At 66.6% G+C, this 24,127-nt stretch carries 19 protein-coding genes and 2 tRNA genes; 6 read left to right on the top strand and 15 right to left on the bottom strand.

Translation table 11 applies throughout. From position 1 onward, the window contains the following. The first annotated feature begins 4 nt into the window (after positions 1–4). Positions 5–292: a hypothetical protein gene (locus ACQE2J_RS07295; protein ID WP_426937380.1), complete on the top strand. Its 288-nt coding sequence runs from the start codon at positions 5–7 to the stop codon at positions 290–292. A 153-nt stretch (positions 293–445) separates the two neighbouring features. Here ACQE2J_RS07295 and galK read toward each other — a convergent pair whose 3' ends face one another. Together galK and galT are read right to left on the bottom strand one after the other, a co-directional pair. Further along, the gene (gene galK / locus ACQE2J_RS07290) at positions 446–1,738 is read right to left on the bottom strand and encodes a galactokinase (RefSeq protein WP_426937379.1); all 1,293 of its coding nucleotides are present in this window, start codon (positions 1,736–1,738) and stop codon (positions 446–448) included. Further along, on the bottom strand, positions 1,735–2,961 hold the full coding sequence (gene galT, locus ACQE2J_RS07285; RefSeq protein ID WP_426937378.1) for a galactose-1-phosphate uridylyltransferase: 1,227 nt from the start codon (positions 2,959–2,961) through the stop codon (positions 1,735–1,737). The genes galK and galT overlap by 4 nt, the downstream gene beginning before the upstream one ends. Positions 2,962–3,083: 122 nt before the next feature. On the opposite strand from galT, the gene ACQE2J_RS07280 reads away from it, so the two are divergent. Then, the gene (locus tag ACQE2J_RS07280) at positions 3,084–4,178 is read left to right on the top strand and encodes an aldose 1-epimerase family protein (RefSeq protein WP_426937377.1); all 1,095 of its coding nucleotides are present in this window, start codon (positions 3,084–3,086) and stop codon (positions 4,176–4,178) included. Between the two features lie 138 nt (positions 4,179–4,316). Beyond that, the gene (locus ACQE2J_RS07275; protein ID WP_426937376.1) at positions 4,317–5,024 is read left to right on the top strand and encodes a DUF4282 domain-containing protein; all 708 of its coding nucleotides are present in this window, start codon (positions 4,317–4,319) and stop codon (positions 5,022–5,024) included. 118 nt (positions 5,025–5,142) lie between these two features. Here ACQE2J_RS07275 and ACQE2J_RS07270 read toward each other — a convergent pair. The 5 genes from ACQE2J_RS07270 to ACQE2J_RS07250 all read right to left on the bottom strand — a co-directional run bounded on the left by ACQE2J_RS07270 (position 5,143) and on the right by ACQE2J_RS07250 (position 9,137). Beyond that, positions 5,143–5,215 (bottom strand) — tRNA-Glu (locus tag ACQE2J_RS07270). 39 nt (positions 5,216–5,254) lie between these two features. Continuing rightward, positions 5,255–5,326, bottom strand: a tRNA-Gln gene (locus ACQE2J_RS07265). A gap of 126 nt (positions 5,327–5,452) precedes the next feature. Further along, complete coding sequence (locus ACQE2J_RS07260) at positions 5,453–6,793, bottom strand: alpha/beta fold hydrolase (RefSeq protein WP_426937375.1); 1,341 nt, start codon at positions 6,791–6,793, stop codon at positions 5,453–5,455. Between the two features lie 2 nt (positions 6,794–6,795). Then, positions 6,796–8,208, bottom strand: a complete 1,413-nt coding sequence (gene gltX, locus ACQE2J_RS07255; protein ID WP_426937499.1) for a glutamate--tRNA ligase — start codon at positions 8,206–8,208, stop codon at positions 6,796–6,798. 122 nt (positions 8,209–8,330) lie between these two features. Beyond that, positions 8,331–9,137: a fumarylacetoacetate hydrolase family protein gene (locus tag ACQE2J_RS07250; RefSeq protein ID WP_426937374.1), complete on the bottom strand. Its 807-nt coding sequence runs from the start codon at positions 9,135–9,137 to the stop codon at positions 8,331–8,333. A gap of 178 nt (positions 9,138–9,315) precedes the next feature. On the opposite strand from ACQE2J_RS07250, the gene hrpB reads away from it, so the two are divergent. From hrpB to ACQE2J_RS07235, 3 genes are all read left to right on the top strand, one after another. Further along, positions 9,316–12,030, top strand: a complete 2,715-nt coding sequence (gene hrpB, locus ACQE2J_RS07245; RefSeq protein ID WP_426937373.1) for an ATP-dependent helicase HrpB — start codon at positions 9,316–9,318, stop codon at positions 12,028–12,030. A gap of 84 nt (positions 12,031–12,114) precedes the next feature. Further along, positions 12,115–13,068: a 3-methyladenine DNA glycosylase gene (locus tag ACQE2J_RS07240; protein ID WP_346763084.1), complete on the top strand. Its 954-nt coding sequence runs from the start codon at positions 12,115–12,117 to the stop codon at positions 13,066–13,068. A 60-nt stretch (positions 13,069–13,128) separates the two neighbouring features. Further along, on the top strand, positions 13,129–14,184 hold the full coding sequence (locus ACQE2J_RS07235) for a zinc-binding dehydrogenase (protein ID WP_135539533.1): 1,056 nt from the start codon (positions 13,129–13,131) through the stop codon (positions 14,182–14,184). 45 nt (positions 14,185–14,229) lie between these two features. Here ACQE2J_RS07235 and ACQE2J_RS07230 read toward each other — a convergent pair whose 3' ends face one another. The 8 genes from ACQE2J_RS07230 to ACQE2J_RS07195 form a co-directional block, all read right to left on the bottom strand. Next, positions 14,230–14,808 (bottom strand): CG0192-related protein, encoded by a 579-nt coding sequence (locus ACQE2J_RS07230; protein WP_135539535.1) that lies wholly within the window; start codon positions 14,806–14,808, stop codon positions 14,230–14,232. Between the two features lie 23 nt (positions 14,809–14,831). After that, positions 14,832–15,617, bottom strand: coding sequence for an FAD-dependent thymidylate synthase (thyX, locus tag ACQE2J_RS07225; protein ID WP_135539536.1), 786 nt, complete (start codon positions 15,615–15,617; stop codon positions 14,832–14,834). Between the two features lie 63 nt (positions 15,618–15,680). Continuing rightward, positions 15,681–16,550 (bottom strand): peptidase E, encoded by an 870-nt coding sequence (locus ACQE2J_RS07220; RefSeq protein WP_135539538.1) that lies wholly within the window; start codon positions 16,548–16,550, stop codon positions 15,681–15,683. A 28-nt stretch (positions 16,551–16,578) separates the two neighbouring features. Further along, positions 16,579–17,658, bottom strand: a complete 1,080-nt coding sequence (locus ACQE2J_RS07215) for a lipoate--protein ligase family protein (RefSeq protein WP_135539540.1) — start codon at positions 17,656–17,658, stop codon at positions 16,579–16,581. 9 nt (positions 17,659–17,667) lie between these two features. Further along, positions 17,668–19,899: a prolyl oligopeptidase family serine peptidase gene (locus ACQE2J_RS07210; protein ID WP_135539542.1), complete on the bottom strand. Its 2,232-nt coding sequence runs from the start codon at positions 19,897–19,899 to the stop codon at positions 17,668–17,670. A gap of 65 nt (positions 19,900–19,964) precedes the next feature. Next, a complete protein-coding gene (locus ACQE2J_RS07205; RefSeq protein ID WP_135539693.1) occupies positions 19,965–20,612 on the bottom strand; it encodes a GNAT family N-acetyltransferase in 648 nt (215 codons plus the stop codon). 189 nt (positions 20,613–20,801) lie between these two features. Further along, complete coding sequence (locus ACQE2J_RS07200) at positions 20,802–22,331, bottom strand: DUF222 domain-containing protein (RefSeq protein ID WP_426937372.1); 1,530 nt, start codon at positions 22,329–22,331, stop codon at positions 20,802–20,804. A gap of 156 nt (positions 22,332–22,487) precedes the next feature. Then, on the bottom strand, positions 22,488–24,005 hold the full coding sequence (locus ACQE2J_RS07195) for an MFS transporter (RefSeq protein WP_135539546.1): 1,518 nt from the start codon (positions 24,003–24,005) through the stop codon (positions 22,488–22,490). Between the last annotated feature and the right edge of the window lie 122 nt (positions 24,006–24,127).

Here is a 24,127-nt window from a genome sequence, read left to right as displayed (position 1 = left end):
TCCAATGAGCAATTCGAACGAACTGACCAAGACCGCGGGCGCCTTCGACATCCGCAATTTCATCGGCGTGCTGCTGGGGATCTTCGGGATCGTCCTCACGATCGCCGGCATCGTCGACTTCACTCCCGATGAGGCGGAGCGGACGGGAGGCATCGACGCGAACCTGTGGACCGGAATCGGCCTCATCATCGCGGCCGTCCTCTTCCTCGCCTGGGCCAAGGTGCGACCGATCCGGATCGTCAAGACCACCGATGACGTCACCGGCACCGAGGCGGCCCCGGACAACGACTGACACTGCAGTTTGCAGCTGGTGCAGTTCAGGGCCCAGCCGCGATGAGGGCGCTCCTCACGCGCATCCGGTGACGAAACCGACGGACCGGCAGGCATCACGCCTGCCGGTCCGTCGGTTTCACTGCTGGTTCATGGGGGCAGTCCGGCTGCCTGGTCACTCGAACCGTCCGGCTCCTCGTCCCGCGCTGACGGCGAAGATGTCCGGTGCCCGGTATCCGAGTTCGGCGAAGGCCGCGGTCACGGCCTGCCCGACAGCGTCGACTTCAGCAGCGTCGATGAGCGCAATCGCCGATCCGCCGAAACCGCCGCCGATCATCCGCGCCCCGATCGCCCCGGCTCCCAGCGCTGCCGTCACGGCGGCGTCGAGCTCGACGCATGAGACCTCGTAGTCATGGGCCAGGGACTCGTGAGAGGCCACCAGCAGATCGCCGATCGCCTGGATGCGAGCGTCATGGTCGGCGTCTGTCGACGATCTGCTGTCTGTGAGGAGTTCGACGGTGGCGCGGACGCGAGCGTTCTCGGCGAGGACGTGGCGCACCCGCTTGCGCTGCTCCTCGGTGAAACCGGTGAGGTCGACATCGTCGGCGAGTTCCCGCGGGCTCTCGACGCCGCAGAGTGCGGCGACGTCCTCGCAGGTCTTCCTCCGGGCCCCGTATCCGCTTTCGCTGTGCGAGTGGGAGACGTGGGTGTCGATGACGAGCAGTCTGAGCCCTTCGGCGTCGAGGTCGAAGGGGATCTGGCGGGCGCTGAGGTCGCGGCAGTCGAGGAACAGCGCATGTCCGGCCTCGGTCATGATCGACGCGGCCTGGTCGACGATTCCTGTCGGTGCGCCGACGAAGTCGTTCTCGGCCCGCTGGGTCAGCAGCACCTTCTCCCGGTCGTCGAGCCCGAGCCCAAAGACCTCGTCGAGGGCGATGAGCACCGCCACTTCGAGGGCGTGCGATGACGACAGTCCCGCACCGACGGGGACGGTCGACTCGATGTAGAGGTCGACTCCGCCGACCATCGTGCCGGTCGTCTTGGCGATTTCGTCGACGACGCCGGCCGGGTGGCTGAGCCAGCCGGGCAGCGTTCCGGGGGTCAGCTCTGCAACCGTGAACTGTCCGCTGACGCGTTCGCCCGATTCGTCGCGGTGGTCGGAGATGATGCGAATGCTCTCCCCGCACCGAGGCGGCTGTGCACTTCCTCTGCCCGTGTCGTTCGCGTGGTTTCGCCCGAGTGCGCCGTCGTCGGTTTCTTCGGTGTTGTGCGCCGGACGCCGTCCGATGGCCACGTACACGGCCCTGTCGATGGCGATGGGCAGCACGAAGCCATTGTTGTAGTCCGTGTGCTCGCCGATGAAGTTCACGCGTCCGGGCGCGCGGTAGCAGCCGAGCGGCGCATATCCGAAGAGGGTCTCGAACTCCGTCGAAAGGCTCTCGGGGGTCGGTGCTGCTGCGCTGCTCATCGGCTTCTGCCTTCGTTCGAGTCGTCGACCGTGCCGGTCGCATCGGTGTCCGCACTCGGCACGGCACGCAGCCGTGCCGCGGTCTCTTCGGCCGAGACGTCGCCGACGAAGGCACCCATGGCCGTTTCGGAGCCGGCGAGGAACTTGAGTTTGGCTTCGGCTCTCCGCGGGCTCGTGATCTCGAGGTGGAGCCATTCGGCGTCGCGATCCTCGCTGTTGACCGGCGCCTGATGCCAGGCCGCGATATAGGGGGTGGGCGTCGGATAGAGGCCGTCGATGCGCCGCAGCACTTCGGGGTAGGTTCGAGCCAGATCGTCGCGTTCGACCTCATCGAGTTCGTCGAGGCTGCCCACCTGCCGGTGAGGGACGATATGGACTTCGATCGGCCAGCGGGCGGCGAAGGGCACGAAAGCGGAGAAGTGTTCGGATTCGAGGACCATCCGCTCCCCCGACTCGCGTTCGAAGGCCAGCACGTCTCCCATCAGCGCCCGGCCGCTCGCCCGCAGATGCTGCTGCGCCCGGGCCGAGGTGATCGCCGTGTGCGGAGTGACATACGGGTAAGCATAGATCTGACCGTGCGGGTGGTTCATCGTCACCCCGATCTCCTCGCCCCGGTTCTCGAACATGAAGACCTGCTCGATGCCCGGCAGGGCCGACAGTTCGGCTGTCCGATGCGCCCAGGCGTCGATGACGGTGCGAGCGCGGGCGGTGCCGAGCTCGGCGAAGGAGCCGTTGTGTTCGGAGGAGAACACGACGACTTCGCAGCGGCCGTACCCGGGCGCCGACAGTGCGGCTCTCACGGATTCGACGGCGGCTGCGTCGGCCCCGGTGGCGGTGTCACCAGAACTGGGTGCCGCCTCGGCGAGGGCCTCGTCGACGGTCGTCACGGGCGCGACCTCGCCGAGGTCGGGTCCCAGCGAGGGGAACCGATTCTCGAAGACGACGACGTCGAAGTCCTCGGCCGGGACTTCGGTGGGCCGATCGGTCGTCGACGGGCACAGCGGGCAGTCGGCGGCGGCCGGCAGGTGCGTGCGCGACTGCCGGTGCGTGGCCACGGCCACCCATTCGCCGGTGAGCACATCGAAGCGCAGGGCGCCGCTGGCCGGCCGGGATTCGTCGGGACGGGGGTCCGCGGCGATCGTCGGTGCTGGTGAGTCGGGGTCCTGGAAGAACAGGACCTCACGACCATCGGACAGATTCGTCCGGCGATGCGACGCTGGCATCAGACCTCCCAAAAGTTATCATTTTCGATCATAATGCTAACATCAGCCCGCCGCGGCGACGGCGGACAGCGTAGAATATCGGCAACGAATCCTCCCACCTCCATCGCCGACTCCGGAGACCTATGACCACCAGCATCGAACTCGTCTGCAGCGAGTCCACGGCAGTCGTCTCCCCCATCGGTGCGGCCCTGCTCAGCTTCACCGTCGGCGATCGCCCGATCGTGGTGCCGATGGCGGCCTTCGACGGTGCCGTGCTCGCGCCGTGGCCGAACCGGATCGCCGGTGGGCGCTTCGATTTCGACGGGCGAAATCATCAGCTTCCGATCACCGAGCCCGGCAACGATACCGCTCTGCATGGTCTCGTCGCCGACGTCGAGTGGACGGTGACGCAGCGGTCCGAGTCCACCGTCAGCCTCGACTACGCACTGGAGCCTGCGGAGGGTTACCCGTTCGCCTTCGCACTCCGCATCGTCTACGAGCTCGCCGAGGAGGGGCTGAGCGTCCGCGCCCGTGCCCTCAACACAGGGTCGGGTCGGGCTCCGTTCGGTTTCGGTTTCCACCCGTGGATCTCTCCCGGCTCGCACTCCTCCGACGGTCCCGGCACTCACTCCCCCGGCGGCAAGGGCTCGGGCTCCTCCGGCGGCCCCGGCTCGGACTCCTCTGACGGCGCAGTCGACGACGCCCAGCTGGTCGTTCCCGCCACGACCTGGTTCGAGACCGATGAACGACTCATCCCGACCGACGTCCGTCCTTTCGACGACGGCACGGTGGTCCCGGCCGACCATGCAGCCGATGAGTCAGCGTGCATCGTGTGCAAGGACTTCCGGGCGCTGCGCACGATCGGCCACACGGTGCTCGATGATGCCTTCGGTTCGCCTCGGCGCGGGGACGATGCATGGTCACGCGCCCGGCTCAAGGGCGCCGACGATCGCGAGGTCATCATCGGGATGGGGCCCGGTTTCCGCACCTGGCAGGTGTGCACCGGTGATGGACTCGGCGCGGATCTGGCCCGGCGGGCGATCGCGATCGAGCCGATGACCTGTCCGCCGAACGCATTCGCCGCCGGAATTCCAGGCGAGGACTTCGACGTCGTCGCACCCGGAGACGAGCTCGCCGTCGAGTGGAGCATCGGTCTGCGGCCCCGCGCGGGATCCTCGTCGGCGAGTCCGGAGTGCTCGTCGGCGAGTGCGGACTCCGCTCCGGAGGATGCCGTCTGAATCGTCGTTTCTCCTGTCTCTGTCAACATGACGGACGACGTTCCCTCTGAAAGGGTGCCCTGATAGGTTGCGACTACAGGCAGATAGCCAGGGAGTGCAATCCGGACGGACCGCTCTCCATTCGCGAAAGGGACGAACATGTCGACTCCTCAGAATCCGAACGACCCGAACACCGGCCAGCCGAACCCGAACGACCCGAACAGCGGTCAGCCCAATCCGAATGAACCGCTTCCCGAGGGGCAGCCCACCCCCAATGAACAGCTTCCCGAGAGCCAGGGCGCAGGCGCCGGCGATCAGGGACAGGGCCAGGCCCAGCAGGCCGCCTACCAGCAGGGAACGTATGATCCCAACGCCTACCAGTCTCCGTCGTATCAGCAGGGCTCCTACTCACAGCCCGGCGCCTATCAGCAGGGCGCGGGCCAGCAGGCCTACGACCAGCAGGCGTATGGTCAGCCGGTCTACGGTCAGCCCGCGTACGGGCAGGCCCCGCAGCAGGCACCCGCTCAGGCCGGATTCTTCAAGTCGCTGTTCGACATCCGCTTCGACAACTTCATTGCGGTGAAGTGGGCGGGCTTCATCTACATCATCGCGATGATCGTCGCCGCGCTTTCGTACCTCGGCACCATCGTCGCCGGCATCAGCGCTGGAGTCGTCGCCGGTACGACGGCGAGCTACTTCAACGACGGCCCGAGCTTCAACGTCCTGCCGCTGATCCTCTCGATCGTCTTCGGCTGGATCATTCCGGCGCTGTGGGTCATCGGCGTGCGTCTCGTGCTCGAGCTCATCGTGTCGAACATCAAGACGGCCGAGAACACGAAGAAGATCGCCGACTCCGTCTCCCGCTGAGTCCGCCGCCGCGGCTCGGGCAGATCGCCGCCCCGGGGGAGGCCGGCGATCCTGCCGAGCTCAGGCCCCGTGAATTAGAGTGAGCCCCGCACCGAAACTTCGATGCGGGGCTCAACCGTACCCCCGAGCAGATTCGAACTGCCGTTACCGCCTTGAGAGGGCGGCGTCCTAGGCCACTAGACGACGGGGGCTCAGACCACTCACCTGGAGACTCCTCCGGATGATGTCCGCTGGGCTACCAGGACTTGAACCTAGACTAAATGAACCAGAATCACTCGTGCTGCCAATTACACCATAGCCCAATGTTTTTCAAGGTCATCCCCGTGGGGATTTTCCCTGAGCAACGAGATATAACTCTACACAAGCACCCCGCCTCACGACAAATTTCCGGGGCTCCTTTTCGGTGTGAGCTTCTTAACACGCCGGCCTCACCCGCGGGCGAGCCCGATGAGCCGGTCGAGGACTCGGTAGCCGTCGGCTCGCAGCCCGTTGTGCTCGTACTCGTTCGTCACCCACGCCTGCACCCCGGAAAGGTGCTCGGCAGTGGCCAGCGAGTGCTCCACGGGCACGTAGGCGTCCTCGTAGTACACCGCCGCAGCACCGCGGACTTCGGCGGCCCGCAGCGCATCGACGTCGTAGAGCCTCGGCCACTGACGAACGGCAACGAGGTCGGCCACCTCGGCGAACGGCGCGAGCTCGGGATCCTCGTGGAGGGATTCGGGCCCGGCATGTTCGCCGGCCAGCAGAGTGGGATCCTCGGCGACGGCGTCGGGCATCGCCCGTCGCGCGGCCCAGTTCGTCACCGTGCCGTCGGCCCAACACGATTCGTGGATGACCGCGTAGAGCGGGTTGCGTCCCGAGAACGGCAGGGACGCGGCCAGATCGTGCCGGAACGCCGCCGAGGCGGGATCAAGGTCGAGCAGATAGTGCAGCTTCTCCGGTCCGTCGGAGGCTCCGAGGAAGTGCCCGAGCAGACGGATCCGCTCGGGCGTCGCGCGTGCTCCTCCGGGCAGGGCGATGCCCTCGCCGGCCGACGCGAGATCAACCAGACGACGCATCTTCTCCCGGTCGCCGGGGAAGGTCCGATAGTGCTGCTCAGACTTGCCGATCATGCCTTCCCACGTCCGCCCGTACACGGCGGCCGGGTCGAGGCCGATCGCCGGCAGACCGCCCGTGAAGTACACTTCGTCGAGCGAAGACGCATGCGCTGAGACGTACCGCAGGGTGGTGAAACCCCCAAAGGACTGGCCGAGCAGCGACCAGGATTCCACGCCGAGGTGGCCGCGCAGGATCTCTGCATCCTCGACGATCGAGTCGGCTCGGAAGTACGAGAGCGCCTCGGCGATCGCGGCCGGGTCATCTCCGACGGACTCCAACCCGGTGATCGTCCCGTCGACCGAACCGATCGGGTTCGACCGGCCGGTCCCCCGCTGGTCGAGCATGACGACCTGGAATTCCTCGAGCGCTCGGGCCACCCAGCTGCCGGGGCTCACCGGTGTCACCGGCCGCGGGGCCTCGACGCCGGGTCCGCCCTGCAGAAAGACGAGGTAGGGCTTGGTGCTCGCCGGCTCGGTCGCGATGATCCGTGCGAACACGGTCAGCGTCTGCGGCAGGTTGACCGGCGGCGAGGTCATCCCGCCCGAGGTGGCACCCACCGAGGCGGCCGTCCCCGGTCCATCGTCCGACCGTCCGAAATGGTCGAAGGGCGCGTCGATGACGATATCGGAGAAGTGCAGTCCCCCGCGGGTCCAGTTCGTCTGTTCGACCATGGTCACAGCTGTGCGGCCAGCGCCTTGAGGCGGGTGAGCGAGGAGTCCTTGCCGAGGATCTCCATCGACTCGAACAGCGGCGGGGAGACCTTGCGGCCGGACACGGCCACGCGCAGCGGACCGTAGGCCAGGCGCGGTTTGATCTCCATCTCGTCGACGAGCTTCGCCGAGAGCACTTCCTCGAGCTTCTCCGTCGTCCATTCCTCGAGTCCTTCGAGGACCGAGAGCGAGGCGGCGAGCACTTCGGGAGCAGAGTCTTTGAGCGTCTTCAGCCCGTCTTCGGCCATGACGAGATCCGCGTCGGGAGTGAAGAGGAACGCAAGCAGGTCCGGGGCTTCGCCGAGCAGCTTCATCCGGGTCTGTACGAGCGGTGCCGCCTGGTCGAGGATCGCCAGCTGAGCCTCCGTCGGCGTCTCCGGCAGCACCTCGGCGGCCTGGAGGTAGGGCACCAGTCGATCACGGAAGTCATCCGTCTCGAGCATGCGGATGTGGTCGGCGTTGATGGCGGTGGCCTTCTTCACGTCGAAGCGGGCCGGGTTGGGCAGGACATCGTGGATGTCGAAGGCTTCGGTGAATTCCTTGACGCTGAAGATGTCGCGGTCGGGCCCGATCGACCAGCCGAGCAGCGCGAGGTAGTTGATGAGGCCTTCGGGGATGAAGCCGTTGTCGCGGTGGAGGAACAGGTTCGATTCCGGGTCGCGTTTGGACAGCTTCTTGTTGCCTTCGCCCATGACGTAGGGCAGGTGGCCGAACTCGGGGGTCGCCTCGGCGATTCCGATCGCCTTGAGGTGTTCGTAGAGCGCGATCTGGCGCGGGGTCGAGGACAGGATGTCCTCGCCGCGGAGCACATGAGTCACGCCCATGAGTGCATCGTCGACGGGGTTGACCAGGGTGTACAGCGGCTGCCCGGTGGCGCGGACGACGACGAAGTCGGGCACGGTGCCGGCCTTGAAGGTGATTTCGCCGCGGACGAGGTCGGTGAAGGTGATGTCTTCATCGGGCATGCGCACGCGCCACACCGGCTCGCGGCCTTCGGAGCGGAAGGCGGCCTTCTGCTCGTCGGTCAGGTCCCGGTCGAAGCCGTCGTAGCCGAGCTTCGGGTCACGCCCGGCGGCTCTGTGCCGGGCTTCGACCTCCTCGTTCGTCGAGTAGGACTCGTAGATGTGGCCGCCGGCCTTGAGCTTGGCGATGACATCGGCGTAGATCTCACCGCGCTGCGATTGGCGGTAGGGTCCGTTGACGCCGCCGACCTCGATGCCTTCGTCCCAGTCCAGGCCCAGCCATTTGAGGGCCTCGACGACCTGGCCGAAGCTCTCCTCAGAGTCACGGGCGGAGTCGGTGTCCTCGATGCGGAAGACGAACTTGCCGCCGGTGTGCTTGGCGTAAGCCCAGTTGAACAGGGCTGTGCGGACCATGCCGACGTGCGGAGTGCCGGTGGGTGATGGGCAGAAACGAACTGTGACGCTCACGATTGTCCTTTGCGTGTTCTTCTCGGGTGTGAGTCGGTGGTGTGTGAGTCGGTGCGCGGTGGCGCGGTTCAGGCGTCCATGACGGGGTTCGACAGGACGCCGAGTCCCTCGATGGCGATGTCGACGCGGTTGCCGGACACGATCTGGCCGACTCCGGCCGGTGTTCCGGTGAGGATGACATCGCCGGGCAGCAGGGTGATCGTCTCCGACAGGTGTTCGATGAGAGTCGGGATGTCGAAGATGAAGTCGGCGGTGGTGCCGTCCTGCTTCTTGTCTCCGTCGACCCAGGAGCGGATGTTCAGATCGTCGATGTCGAGTGCGGTTTCGATCCACGGACCCAGCGGGCAGGAGGTGTCGAAGCCCTTCGCTCGCGACCACTGCTTGTCGGCCTTCTGGATGTCGCGCAGGGTGACGTCGTTGCCGGCTGTGTAGCCGAGGACGTGGTCGAGGGCGTTCTCGGCCTTCACACCCTTGGCGACGCGGCCGATGATGACCGCGAGTTCGGCCTCATAGGAGACGTATTCGCTGATGGCCGGCAGTCGGATGGGGTCGCCGGGACCGATGACCGCGGTGTTGGGTTTGAAGAAGGTCAGCGGTGATACGGGCACTTCGTTGCCGAGTTCGGCGGCGTGGTCGGCGAAGTTGCGGCCGACGCCGATGACCTTCGAGCGCGGCAGGATGGGGCTGACCAGACGCACATCGTCGAGCTTCAGCCTCTCCCCCGTCGATTGGGCCGGTGAGAAGAACGGGTCCGAGTCGAGGACGGCGAGTTCGAGTCCCGAGGTGTCCCAGCTGCCGTCGGTGATCGGCGGCACGTCTCCCTCGACGACTCCGTATTTGGGTTCGTCCTGATGCACAAATCTGGCGATACGCATGTGCCCCAGTCTAGTCAGTGACGGGCCGCTTCCGCGCACGGGTCGTTGTCGGTCCGTGAGCCGGTGGGCCGGATGCGTCCGGATGACTGGTCGGCTCCCGTCCAGGAGCGCCGCGCAGCCGCGTGCGCGGGTGGGGCTGAGTGCGCGGGTGGGGCCGCGCGGCTGAGAGACTGGTGTCATGCCCGATCCGTCCGCCCCGCACAGCTTCGATCTCGCCCGCATCGGTGCGGGCCTGCCCGCAGCCGCGCTCATCGAGGAGCTCCACCTCGCCGAGGCGGCCGGTCCCCCGCGATTGGTCATCGAGGCTCCTCCCGGCACCGGTAAGACCACCGTGGTGCCGCCGATGATTGCCGAGCGCCTGGCCCTGGCGGCCGGTGCGACCGCTGCTGGCGGTGCAGACGCCGCACCGGGGCGGATCATCGTCACCCAGCCGCGGCGGATGGCTGCCCGCGCGGCGGCCAGGCGACTGGCCGCATTGACGGGGACCCGCCTCGGCGAGGTGGTGGGGTTCACGGTCCGCGGTGATTCGCGGACCTCAGCGCGCACACGCATCGAGTTCGTCACCACCGGTGTGCTCATGGCCAGGATGCTGCGGGATCCGGAGCTGGCCGGGGTGTCGGGGGTGATCCTCGACGAGGTGCACGAGCGGCAGTTGGACACCGATCTGATGTTCGCGATGTGTCGGGAGCTGGTGGATCTGCGCGAGGACCTGTCCGTGGTCGTCATGTCGGCGACTCTCGATGCCCGACTGTGGGCTGCACGCCTCGGTGAGGGTCTGCAGTCGCCGGCGACGCTGCTGTCGGTGGCCGCGGACGTCCATCCTCTGGAGATCCGGTGGGCACCGGCGAAGGAGCGGCCCCTCGACGCCAGGGGTGTGACCCGAGATTTCCTGGATCACCTGGCGGCGACGACGCTGCGGGCGATCGAAGAGAACGGGTCCGGTGATGTGCTCGTCTTCGCACCCGGTGCCCGTGAGGTCGACGAAGTGGCTGTGCGGGTGCGGCGGCGTTTGGAGTCAGCCTCGTCCGAGTCTGCGTCGTCCGGGACGGAACCCGCCGCGCCGGTCGAGGTGCACACGCTCACCGGCCGGACGCCGGCGAAGGAACAGGACGCGATCCTCCGCCCTCATGAGTCGCAGTCTTCCCGTCGCGTCATCGTCTCGACCTCGGTCGCCGAATCGGCGCTGACGGTTCCGGGTGTGCGGATCGTCGTCGATTCCGGGCTCGCACGCGGGCCGCGATTGGATACACGTCGGCGCATGTCCGGCCTGGTGACGATGCGCGAGTCGAAGGCCTCGGGCACTCAGCGTTCCGGTCGCGCCGCGAGACAGGGGCCCGGTGTGGCCTATCGCTGCCTGTCCGAGGCCGATTGGGCGAGCCTGCCCGAGCACACTCCGCCCGAGGTTGCGACCTCGGACCTCACCGCAGCGGTCTTGGCCCTGGCGGTGTGGGGTGGGGATGAGACGCTGCTGCCCGAACCGCTGCCGGCCGGACCGAAGCGGCAGGCGATCGACAACCTCGTGGCGATCGGCGCTGTCGATGTCAGTGACACGACGGACGGGTCAGGCGGTGCACCCGACCTCCCGATCTCCGGGCTCCACGTCACCGAGACCGGGCGGGCGATTGCGGCGATTCCCGCCTCGGTGTGGTCGGCACGCGGCCTCCTCGACGGCACGGCGCTGCTCACCCCCGCGCTCGCAGCTGAGGCGATCGCCGTCATCGAATCCGACCAGCGCGCTCCCGGAGCCGACCTCTCAGCACTGCTGCGACAGCTCCGCAGCAGCAAGGATTCCCGCTTCGTCCAGGACCGGAAGCGCTTCACCGGCATGGCCCGGCAGTTCGGCGACGGCGGACCCGAAGCGCCCGACGACGCCGCGCTCGACAGACTCGGCCGCCTCGGCACGGACGATCTCGGGCTCATCACCGCTCTGTCCTTCCCGCCGCAGATCGCCCGGCTGCGCAGCGGTTCGGACTCCGACTATCTGCTGGCGTCGGGAACCGCGGCGAACCTGCCGCGGGATTCCTCTCTGCAGGGCAGTCCGTGGCTGGCCATCGCCGAGGTGGGGCTGGCCGGTTCGCGGGCGATCATCCGCTCCGCGGTGCCCATCGACCAGGACACTGCCGAACTCGCCGGTGCCGGCCTGCTCCGCACGGAGGAGACAGCGAGCTTCGAGGGCGGCAAGGTGCGAGCGATCCGGCGCAGCCGCCTCGGCGGGATCGAGCTCTCGGCCACCCCGATTCAGGCCGGTCCCGAACTCGCCCGCCGCGCCATCGCCGAATCCGTGCGTGAGCGTGGGGCACGGGAGGTGCTGCGCCCCTCGGAGGCCTTCGAAGCGCTGCGGGCCAGACTCGGGATGCTGCGGCTGGTGTTCGGCGAGCCGTGGCCCGAGGTCAGCTGGCAGCACCTCACGGACACGCTTGACCACTGGTGCCCCGAAGCTCTCGACCGGGTTGCGAAGGGTGCCGACCCTGCGCGGGTCGACCTCGTATCCGCGCTGCGCACGCTGCTGCCGTGGCCGGAGGCGGCCCGCCTCGAGGAGTTGGTGCCGAGCCGCCTCGAGGTGCCCAGCGGATCCCGGGTTCGGCTGGACTACCCGGATCCCGATCTCGTCGATCCGGAACAGATCCCCGGCCCCGTGCTCGCAGTCAAGCTCCAAGAGTGCTTCGGGTGGAGCGAGATCCCCCGCATCTGCGACGGCAGGGTCGCCGTCACCGCGCACCTGCTCTCCCCCGCCCGACGCCCCTTGGCGGTCACCAGCGATCTCGCGTCATTTTGGGCCAATGCGTATGCCCAGGTCAGGGCCGAGAACAGGGGCGCATACCCGAAGCACCCGTGGCCCGCGGACCCGTTGAGCGCTCCAGCGGCGAAAGGCACGAAACGCTCCGGACGCTGAACCGCAGGCGAATCCGATCTCGCCCACTGTCGGCATCGCCGCCGTCGAATCTGCATCCGCCTCGCGGTCTGGGACAATGGACCGGTGACTTCCGCACTCTCGTCGACTCCGTCCGCGACCGAGCGCGCCGACTCCGCGTCGGGCAACCTCGGTGAGGGTGTCGTGCCTGCCGCGATCTGGCGGCCGCTGCGCGATGCGCACGCTGCCGGGATCGCCGAGCGCACCGATGCGCACATCGAGCGGCGGATGCGGCAGGAGTCCCACCCGGTCGAGGATTTCCTCTTCACCTACTATCCGTTCAAGGTCGGGCAGCTGAAGAAGTGGCATCCCGGTCCGGGAGTCCGCGTCGAGCTCGCCGAGGCGGCCGATCATCGGTATTTCGACCGTCGTTGGTATCGCATCGATGAGGACCGGAATTTCGCCGAGGTCGACCTCGGGTCCTGGCGCACAGACCGCGGGGACGGGGCGAAGTTCATCGCCTCTCTGCTGTCGTCGACACTCCATCGGGAAGCGAATTTCGGGTGTTTCGGCATCCATGAGTGGGCGATGGTCTACCGTCTGACCGACGAGCAGCGCCGGCATCAGCAGGTGCCGCTGCGGCTGAGCCCGGCCGAGACCGATACTGTCGTCGAAAGTCACCGCATCCAGTGTTCGCATCATGATGCGTTCCGCTTCTTCACCGAGCCCGCGAGGCCGCTCAACACTCTGCAGCCGCGCCGGGAGGGCATGATCGCCGATGAGCAGCCCGGCTGCCTGCATGCCGGCATGGATCTGTACAAATGGGCGATGAAGATCTCGCCGATCGCTGATTCCGGTCTCGTCGTCGACTGCTTCGATCTCGCGCTCGACATCCGCACGCTCGACATGGAGGCCTCCCCCTATGACCTGCGCGGATGGGGGTACGGTGTCGTCGCCATCGAGACCGCTGCCGGCAAGGCCGAGTACATGCGCCGACAGAAGGAGTTCTCGGCCCGGGCGCAGGCTCTGCGGGCACGGATGCTCGAGGCTCTGGCGGCCGCCGACATCCACCCGCGCTGACGTCCGCCAGAACGCGGACGCGATGATTCCGGGCCGAACGTGCCGTCTACGATCAGCAGTATGCGCGCCATCGTCTTCGATCAGTTCTCCGTCCGCCCTCAGCTGCGCGACATCGCTGCTCCGACCGCGCCCGCTGCGGGCGTGGTCATCGACGTCGAAGCCACGGGGGTCTGCCGCAGCGATCATCATGCCTGGTCGGGCCACGATGCGACGATCGATCTGCCTCATGTTCCCGGACATGAGCTGGTCGGTCGGATCGCCTCGGTGGGGGTCGGCGTGGAGGAATTCCGCACCGGTCAGCGCGTGACCGTGCCGTTCGTCTGCGGCTGCGGGACCTGCCGCTGGTGCCTCTCCGGCAATGCACAGGTCTGCCCCGAGCAGACGCAGCCGGGCTTCACGCATTTCGGCTCATGGGCTGATCAGGTCGTCATCCACCATGCCGATGCGAACCTCGTGGCCGTGCCGGAGGAACTCCCGGCCGCGGCTGTCGTCGGTCTCGGCTGCCGCTTTGCCACGGCTTTCCACGGGCTGCGGGCACGCGCACAGCTGAGCGCCGGGGAGACGGTGGCCGTGTTCGGCTGCGGCGGAGTCGGACTGTCGGCGATCATGATCGCCCGGGCTCTCGGCGCGCAGGTCGTGGCGATCGACATCGCCGAGGCGAGCCTTGAGTCCGCGCGGACCCTCGGTGCCGGCAGGACCGTCAACGCCTCCGGGCTGAGTCCGGACGAGCTGAGCGCCGAGGTGGTCGCGCAGTTCAGCGACGACTGCCCCGATGGAGTGGATGTGACCGTCGATGCGCTGGGTCGGGCCGATACGATCCGGGCGGCGATCGGGGCGTTGGCACCCCTGGGCCGGCATGTGCAGATCGGTCTGCTGCCCGAAGAGCCGGTCATCGATGTGCCGCGGGTGATCGCGCTCGAGCTCAGTGTGCTCGGTTCGCACGGAATGGCCGCCGCCGACTACCCCGGACTCGTCGAACTCGTCGTCGCGGGTCGGCTGCGCCCGCAGGAGCTCGTCACGAAGGTCATCGGTCTCGATGAAGCACCCGAGGCGATGGAGGCGATGAGCGTCCCCGCGGTGACGGCGGGGATGACGATCATCGACCTGGGTCGGTGACGGGCCGACCGTGAGCCGGCCGCCGCGGGTCGGTGCCTCGGAGTCTCAGGCCATGACGGCGAGGACGACCGAGTTTTCCTGACCGGCCCAACGTCCCAGCAGCAGGCCGCCTTCCGAGCCTTCGCCGGGCGAATCGAGGTTGAGCTGGTAGAGCATCTCAACGTCGCCGGCGCCGGGCAGCGGTCCCGTCCCGAAGGCATGGGCCACCTCGGTGATCTCGTCTCCGCGGTTGCCGGCTTCGTCCACGCGGTACTGCTTGGCCGAGGTTCCGGCTGTCGCGATGGCGTCGTCGAGGCGCTGGCGGAACACGGGATCGCCCATGCCCGCGTACACCCAGCGTTTCCCGAGCACCGAGTGCTCCATGGTCGCGACCAGATGCTCATCGGCACCCTTCAGCGGTTCCCCGCGGTAGCTCAGCGGAACCTGGAGGTGCCGGTCACCGCTGCGGACGATGTGGACCTCGAGCCCGACCTCGCCGGCGGGGTCATCGAAGCGGTAGGACGTGACCTGTTCCAGCGGGTTCGCCGCGAGGTCGAGTTCGCTCGCCCACTTCTGCGCGGCAACCCAGTCGGTGACGACCTCGAGCTTGCCGGGATTGAGCTGGGCTGCGTAGATATCGGCCATGACGGTTCCTCCTGGTCTCTGGTTCAGGCCTTGCGTGTGCCGGGGATCCATTCCCCGTCGACGACCTCGTAGTCGGCGAAGACTGCGGGGGCCTCTTCCCGCATCACCTCACCGATCTTGTTGAACACGAGGCGGATCTCCTCTTCGGCGCCCTTGGCGGTGCGCATCTCGATGACGTGGCGCAGGGAGCGCAGGTTCGCGGTGTAGACGATGCCGGTGGCCAGGCCCTCCGGGGCGAAGCGGCGCATGAACGAAGTCATGTGCTTCTTGTGGGAGAACTTCGTGCTCGACTCATCGAGTTCGAAGTGCTCGGCCATCCACTTCTGGTGCTCTTCGAGCGTGTCGAGGACCTTGAGGCTGCGTTCCATGAGTTCGGGATCTTCACGGGCCCATTCGGGGAACCAGAACGGGATGTCGGACAGGCGCACATAGCGCAGGGATTCCTGTGAGAATGCGGAGCCCGCGCGGTGGCGGATGAGCTCGTGGGTGAGCACCCGGGAGACGTTGTGGAGGACGAAGGAGAAGTTCGCGTGTTCGAGCACGGAACCGTGCTGGGACCTCACGACATTGCCGATGTACTGCGCGGAATCGGTGCGCACGCGAGAGACGTTCGGGTTCAGCCCCGGCTCCCACGAGCGGTAGCACATACGACCGGAGAACTCGAGGAGATCCTCGGCGTCGGGAGATTCCGCGTCCTCGACCCGATCCGCCCAGGACGTGCCGCCGACTTCGTCGAGGTAGGTCCGCATCGCTTCCCAATCGATGCTGGGCTTGGCGAGCAGTTCAACGGACGGTTCGACCTGGCGCATGGCTCTCCTCGTGAAGGGGATGTGGTTGACTCCCAATCCTACAGACCACCGGGGCCGATGCGGTCATTCGTCCGTCCCGAAGTTCTCCTCGGTTCGCTCGTGCTCAGCGACGGCCGCGACCTGTCCGTGTTCGTCGAGGATTCGGATCCCGCCGTGTTCATCGACGCTGTAGGCTTTCGCCTCCGGAGCTTCAACCAGCACCGAGGTGGCTCTGCCGTCTTCGAACACGACCGCGGCGTGATCGTCGATGGCGATCCCGGGGCTGGGAAGTCGGCCCTGTTCGATCCAGCGGATGAAGGATTCCTCCCGTCCGGGTTCGCCGTGGAAGTGAGGGCAGGCGCTTCCCGGGAGGAAGCCGAGCCCGTCATCGAGCGGGGCCAAAGGACCGAATGAGTCGGTCGAGGAGGCGGCGAACCAGCAGTTCGCTCCCGCGCTGATCCCGGCGAGGATCGTCCCGCCGTCGGCGGCTAGTGCCATCGCCTCATCGACTCCGTGCCGACGCCACAGGCTGAGGAGGTTCGCCGTCGAACCGCCGCCGACATAGACGAGGTCCATGTCGCCGAGCATGTCCGGGGCTCGGTAGTCCCAGGGACTCTGGCCGAACAGGGAGAGCACGTGGGTGTGCGCCCTCCCGGCGAACGCGGCTTCGAAGCGTTCGATGTAGTCGCTGCTGTCGCCCGACGCCGTGGGGACGAAGCACACATGCGGTCGTGGATCGTCGGCGCGTCGGTCTCCGACACCTGCAGCCTGAGCCATCCGCAGGAGTGCGTCATCGATGGCCGACTCCCCTGTCTCCGACATGGAGAACCCGCCTCCGCCGAGGGCGACGATCGTGCCGCGGAATGTCGGGCGATCGGCGAGGTTCGGCTCGCCTGCGGTCGCCTCGCCAGCCACGGTCGACTGGCCTGCGGTCGCCTCGCCGGCCACGGTCATCTGCTCGTCCAGGATCGCCTGCTCGGCCTCACGGGACTCGGTGCGTCCACTTTTCGGTGCCGAACTTCTCGTCGACGAGCTCCTGCGCTCGCTGCAGCTCCGCCTCGGTGTAGGTGCCGTAGGTGGCCCCGTACCGGGTCGCGAAGGTGTCAGCCATGACGTCGATGATGTCCTTGCGTGCCTCACCGGTCTGGCTGCGCAGCGGATCGACGCGCTTCTTCGCACTCGCTACGCCCTTGTCGGAGATCTTCGCCTCGCCGATGCGCAGGACTTCGACCATCTTGTCGGCATCGATGTCGTAGCTCATCGTGGCGTGGTGGAGCAGGGTGCCGTCGCGCATGCGCTTCTGCGCGGCGCCGCCGATCTTGCCGCCGGTCGAGGAGATGTCGTTGATCGGCTTGTAGAAGGCTTCGACGCCGAGAGTCTTCAGCGCAGCGAGCACCCATTGGTCGAGGAAGACGTAGGACTCCTCGAAGTCGAGGCCGGCGACGAGGGCGGGCGGGACGAACATCGAGTAGGTGATGCAGTTCCCGCCCTCCATGAACATGGCACCTCCGCCGGAGATCCGACGGACAACCTGCACTTCGTGCTTCTCCGCCCCTTCGGGCCGCAGCTCGTTGACGTAGGACTGGAAGGCACCGATGACGGTCGCGGTGTCCTCCCATTCCCAGAACCGCAGGGTCGGCTTGCGGCGGCCGGCAGCGACCTCTTCGAGCAGCACCTGGTCGAGAGCGACGTTGAGCTGGGTCGGCAGCACTTCACCGCGGATGACCTGCCAGTCGAAGTCGGTGAAGTTCGCGGCCGAGCCGAGGGCCCGGCGCACGACCGTGGCGATATCGGCGGTGGAGAACCCGTGCATCGCCAGCTCCGAACCGTAGCCGGCGAGCGCCTCGTCGAGGCGGCCGCGCAGTGCCGCATTATCGGCGCTGACGCTGGCGCCGACGAGTGCCGGGGCGAGGTCGAAGTAGGCTTCTTCGGGTTCGAGGAAGAAATCGCCGGAGATCTTCACCTCGGTGATGGTCTTGCCGTCGGTCACCACATCGGCGACGACGAGTTTGCCGCCGATGACCTTGTATTCGCCGTGGAAGTGCTGTGTCTCGTTCGTCATCTCTCCAACCTACTCCCCTGTCAGGGCGTTCCACAGGAAGCGGTAGCTCAATGCTCTGGTGAACGCTGTCTGCTCATTGTCCGACGCCGCCGAGTGGCCGCCTTCGGTGTCCTCGAAGAACCACACGTCATCGATTCCTGCCGCCTGCATTCGGGCCGCCATCTTCCGGGCCTGGACCGGTCCGACTCGGTCGTCGGACGTGGCGGTCCAGAACAGGACCGGTGGGTAGTCACGGTTGTCTTCGATGAGGTGGTAGGGCGAGAAGCTCTTGATGAACTCCCAATCCTCAGCCACGTCCGGGTCGCCGTATTCGGCCTTCCACGAATATCCTGCGCTGAGCTTCGTGTATCGCCGCATATCCAGCAGGGGTACACCGCAGGACACGGCGCCGAAGAGATCCGGGTACTGGGTGAGCATGTTTCCCACCAGCAGTCCGCCATTGGATCCGCCCGCGCAGCCCAGGCGGCGCGGGCTCGTCACTCCGCGGTCGATGAGGTCACGGGCCACGGCGGAGTGGTCCTCATAGCAGCGCATGCGGTTCTCCCGCATCGCCGAGGTGTGCCATTCGGGTCCGTATTCGCCTCCCCCGCGGATGTTCGCCAGCACGTAGACGCCTCGGCGACCGAGCGAATCGGTGCGGGTCTGTCGGCCGAGCCAGCCGATGCCCACGACCGGAGAGTATCCGGGTGTCCGGCTGACTTCGAAGCCTCCGTAGCCGTCGAGGAGTGTGGGGTTGTTCCCGTCGAGTTCGAGGTCTGAAGCCGCGATCTGGAAGTACGGGATCGTCGTTCCGTCGGCGCTGGTGGCGAAGTGCTGCTCGACGCTGAGCCCCTCGGTCGGGAACAGCGCCGGTGCCGTTTTGATCACCTCGGCGATGGGCGTGCGGGTGGCACCGTCCTCCGAGGTCGAGGTTGCGGGAGTCTCACCCAGCGTTCCGTAGGACAGGGTCGAAGGCGTGAGGAATCCGGTGCTGACCATCCAATAGTCGTTGGCTGTGGCGGGGTCGAACTTGTCGACGGCGCTGAGGCCGACCATGTGGTTGGCGGGGACGCCGGGCAGGGTGGACTCGGCGAAGTCGTTGCCGAGGTCGAACACGGTGAGTTTCGACTGCACATCGGCCAGCAGCTCGAGGACGAGGTAGTCGCGGGTGAAGGTGAACGACTGGAGCGAAGTGTGGGCATCGGGGGTGAAGATCACACGCGGAGTGACTTCGCCCTGCTTGACCGCGCTGATGTCGGCGACGGCGAGTCCGCCGGCGGGCACCTCGGTGGTGGCGGCGTTCCAGTTCGACTGGGGGCGGAAGAGGACGAGGTCGCGTTCGAAACCGACCTCGACATCGGTGGGCACGTCGACCGCGGTGAGTGCTTCGGTCCACTCCGCGGGGTCGGTGGTGAGCGTGCTGTCGGTATCTGCGGTGTCACCGGCGACGCGGATGTCGTCGAGGTCGAGGAAGCTCAGCTGCGAGTTGAAGAAGTCGATGGCATCGACGATGACGGCTCGGTCCGTCGTCTCCGCTCCTGGTCGCACGTCGCTGCCGACGAAGATGGCGACGTGGTCGCGAGGCACCTCGGCGATGATCGGGGCCTCGGATACGGCCTGTCCGCGTTTGAGCACTCGAGCTTGGCGGGGGTAGGACGAAGTCGTCAGCGAGTCGGCGTCGGTTTCGGTGGCGACGAGCACGGTGTCGTCATCGAGCCAGGCCAGTCGAGTCTTCGCGGCGGGAATGTCGAATCCTCCGTCGACGAAGGTTCGGTCGTCGAGGTCGAATTCGCGGACCCTGTGCGAGTCGCCCCCGTCCGGAGACAGGAGGATGAGGGCGCGGCGGTGGTCGCTGCGGCGGACCATGGCACCGGACCAGACCCAGGATGTGTCTTCCCGGGCGGCCAGTTCGTCGACGTCGAGAAGCACGTCCCAGTCCGGCTCCGCGGTGCGGTAGCTGTCCCAGGTGGTGCGTCGCCACACACCTTTCGGGTTCTTCTTGTCTCGCCAGAAGTTGAAGAAGTGGTCGCCGCGTTTGGTGACCATCGGAATGCGGTCGTCGGAGTCCAGGGCGGTGCGCAGATCACCGGCGATCGAGTCGAAGAGAGGGTCGTGGAAACGCTCAAGCGTTTTCGCGTTCTGTTCTTTGACCCAGGCGATCTGCTCGTCACCGTAGATGTCTTCGAGCCAGAGGTTTTCGTCTTCAGGCGTTTCAGCACTCGTCGTCGGGGCTGTCGCTGTGGTGGGGTCATCTTCACGCATGTCCCCATCCTAGTGATCACGGCTGACGTGGACACTTCGCCGGTCCGCGACGCTGCCGAGGGCTGTCAGCTCGGTGCCGGCCGGAACATCACCAGGCCGGGGTGCCCGTTGGGCGCTTCGGGGCCGTGCCCGAGCTCGGTGAACCCAAGGCTCTCGTAGAGACGGCGGGCCGGGCTGTCGATGTCGTCGGTCTGCAGCCAGCACCCGTATCCGGCGACGGCGTTCAGCCACGCTTCGAGAGTCCGTCGGCCGATCCCCTGATCGCGGCGTCGCGGGTCCCGTGCGAGCAGGTTGAGTGCGAACGTCGATTCGAGTTCGGTGCAGCGTTCGCCGAGGCTGCTCTGCAGTTCGAATGCCCACGGATACTTCTGTTCTTCCCAGTTCCAGTAATGCCCGTAGGCGAAAGCGCTCAAACGTCCGTCGGTCTGGGATCGGGCCAGCGCCATCACCACTTGTCCTCTGCGGACCGATACATCGTAGACGTCGGCGAACAGCGTGGCGTATTTGGGATCTTCGCTGAGCGGTGGTTCCGCGGCTGCAGCACCGTAGATCGCTTCGACCTCTCCCCGTGGAGGAAGCACGCCGGACACGCCCGGACCTGAGGGCACGCCCTGCCACCCCGGGCCCAGCCCCGACAGGCGTCCCCACACGACTTCGATCATGGGAGCGACGGACTGTTCGCCGGACACCGGTTGTCCATTGCCGTCGTTCATGGCCATCACCCTAGTGCAGTGCCACAACGATCGGTTGAACTTCCGGTGACCATCTGCCGTTTCAAGTCCAATGACCGGCCGTTCTTCGGGCCGAACGTCCACCCGTTGCTTCAGCTCGAATGACCAGCCTCTGTTTCACGCCGACCGTCCAATCGTGACTCAGACCGAGGGCCAGGCCGCCGCCCCGTCTCACCGGAATCCTGCGTGCGCCTGGATTCCGGTGAGGAGCAGTTCCTCGATGGGGCTCAGCGTTTCATCGTCGGCGTCGAAGATGTCGATTCCGATGGCGGTGCCGCCGACATCGACGGTCGACGGCTGGCCTCTTCGTCGTTTGGCCAGCCATGGGAGCAGCACCTGAATCGATGTGTCGGCTTCCGGCAGTGACGCTGCGGTCCTGTTGTCCGGCGGTGACGCTGCGGTCCTGTTGTCCGGCGGCGCAGTCGTCTCTGCCACGACCTCGCCGTGAACCAGCCCCGGATCGGGGCCGCTGATCGGTTTGGTCCGGGTGCGGTAATGGTGACCAGTCGGAGTGATCACCTCAAGAGCATCTGGGGTCGCCTTGTGGCGCCATCCCGTGAGTTCTTTCGCATAGTTGCAGGCCGCGCAGAGACCGGACGAGTTGTCCCAGTCGGTTTCGCCGCCGGAGGCGAACGAATCCGCGTGATCGGCATGTTTGATGGGCGCCTCGCACCAGGGTGAGCGGCAGACGTCGTCACGGAAGGTAACCATGCGCCGAAGCAGGCCCGAGAATTCCCTGCGCCGCGAGTCCATCCGCACCAGCTGGCCGTCCTCCGGACGGGTGTAGAGCCGTCGAATGAACATGGCGGCGTCGTTTTCGACCACGAAGTCCCGGGCCGACTGCGCGGGGATCGGGCCGGCTCCGGGGAACCAAGCAGGCTCGTCTCCCGGCCCGAACAGACTGCTCGCCTGCATGATGAGGTGGATTTCTGTGGGCACGGCGGCGGTCGTCTCCTGCCCGGTCAGCCGCTCAACCAGCAGGTCAGCGGTGATCTGGCTCTGTGTCCGTCCGTCGGCCTCGCCGGTGGCGATGAGGCTCTGTGCCGACTTCTGCAGGTTGGTGTAGGCGGCAACTGCCTGCGGCATCGGCAGCAGTGCCGTCAGGTAGGCCATGTTCCCTGGTGCCGGGCGCACGGTCACCGCGCGCTCTTCGACGCAGCGTTCGAGGTGGTCGACCGCAGCTTTTTGGTCGAGTTTCTGTGCCAGCGCTCGCACCTCGTTGCCGAGTCGTCTGACTCCCACCTCGGGGAGGCGCTCGGCCATACGTTCATCGAGTTCGTGCTTCTTTTCGCGCGGCAGCCAGTCGGATTCCTTCGCGACGACGCGGGCCTTCTCCTCCGAGATGTCGCCGCCCTTCATCGCCGCATAGGTGTGGGGCAGGTCCATGAGAAGCGTGCGCGAGAACTTCAGGAGCCCGTCGCCACGGTAGCGGGAGACTTTCCTCGCCAGGCCGACCTCGGCCCCGACTCCGAGTCCCTGCTTCTTGCTGGCGACTCCGTCTTCGGCTTCCCGGTTTCGGCGGAGCATGTCGAATGTCAGGGTCTCCCGCGCCTGCGCGGCCGCGCCCGCTGCGGTCAGTTCCTCCAACGCCGTGATCCGGTCGATGGTCTCTTCCTCGGTCGTTGCCGGGGGCAATTCGGACAGGCGGGTGCGCCACCGACGGATCTCGGTGAGTACGTCTGGAACCTGCGCTGCCTCCATGCCTCACACACTATACGGAGGCACTGACACGACTTTTCCCGTGCACGTATCCCCAGGTCACAAGCCTGCAAATCGGCTGACGGCCGCCTTCGACCCAGGCAGCCGCCAGGCGGATTCCCGACCCGTCGATTGACTGGCTCAGCGCAGTAGACTGGCTCAGCTCAGTTCTTCGCCGGTGGTCTCTCGAGCGAGGAAGCTCATGAGCACGACCGCTGCGACGACGAGGGCACCGGTGAGGATGAACGTCAGCGTGAGTCCGAGCACCGGCCACATGAACGCGCCGAAGACGATCGGCGCAATGCCCGTCGCCAATCGTGATGCCGCTGAAGCCCACCCGAATCCAGAGCCGCGCAGACGCGTCGGGTAGAGCTCGGAGACATAGGTGTAGAGGGTCGGGATCGCGATCTGGATGACGAACCCGAATCCGATGATCGTCGCTTTCGCAGTGAAGGTGAGTTCGGCACCGGAGGCTTCGATGAACACCGCTGCCCCGACGAGGAGCACAGCGGCGAGGATCGAAGACACACCCAGCACAGCCTTGCGTCCGAATCGCTCGACGATGAGGGCCGAGACGACCACGCCGAGGATGCCGACCGCAGTCATCGACCCCGTCACGAGGAAGGCCGCCTGGTCGGCCAAACCCTGCTTCTTGAGGATTCCGGGCAGCCATGTCAGTGCCGCGTAGTAGACAAGGAGAACAGAGACGAACAGCGACCAGGAGACGAGAGTCGTCTTGGCCGAGTGCTGCCAGAGCTGCACGAGCTGACCGCTGGCAGCACGCAGCTGCCGGTTCACGCTCGAGCCCGCTGAGCTTGCTGAGCCTGCTGGGCTGGGTAGGCCCGCTGGGTCCGCTGAGTCCGCCGGGTCCGCGGGCCCTGCTGAGGAGTCTGAGTGCTGGGCGGTTTCATCGTCCGGAACAGGCTGGACGTCGCCGTCCGTGCCAACAGCACTCGGCGCATCGTGCGTCCATTCACGGACATCGGCGCCGGTGCGCTCGACAAGCCGGGTGATGACTGCGTCGGCTTCCCGGTAGCGGCCGACCGAAGCGAGATAGAGGGGTGATTCGGGGATTCCGAACCGGACAGCGACGGTGAGCAGCGCCGGGACGATCATGACGAGCATGATCAGTCGCCAGTCGCCGAAGTCGAGCAGATAGGCAGACACGAAAGCACACAGAGATGCACCGATCGGCCACCAGCCGTCCATGGCAGTGAGCACGCGTCCACGATGACGACTGGGAGTGAACTCTCCGACCAGCGCATAGTCGACGGGGATGCATCCGCCGAGTCCGAATCCCGCAAGGAATCGGAAGAGGATGAACCACCCGTAGGCTGGAGCGAAGGCCCCGGCGACCGTGAAGATCGAGAAGACGAGGAGCGTGAGAGTGAATGCCTTCTTCCGGCCGATGACATCGGCGATGCCGCCCCAGATGAATGCGCCCAGCGCCATCCCGATGAGGTTCGCTGTGGCGATCCACGCGGCCTCGCCGACGCTCAGGCTCCAGTAGTCGCTGAGCAGCGGGATGAGGAACCCGTTGAGGGCGACGTCCCACGCGTCGAACATGAAACCGAGCCCACCGATGATGAAGATGGCACCCTGAGTGCGCCATTTCCAGGGGAGCTGGGCGATGACTTCGGAGGCGGTCGGTGTCGACGCCGAGGTTGTCGTGTGCACGAAGACACAGTACCTCAATTTACGCACAATTGAGTAAAACAGTCCATGTGCAGGCACGGAACGTACGCGCCGCCTCAGCAACAAGTAACATCCGCACGAACGCAGAAAGGCCGGACGCTGCG

It is taken from the genome of Brevibacterium sp. LE-L (assembly GCF_050214925.1).
In the GTDB taxonomy this organism is placed as follows: Bacteria; Actinomycetota; Actinomycetes; order Actinomycetales; family Brevibacteriaceae; genus Brevibacterium.
Note: the sequence above shows the minus strand (reverse complement) of the source record. Positions and strands in the feature narration are given on the sequence as shown.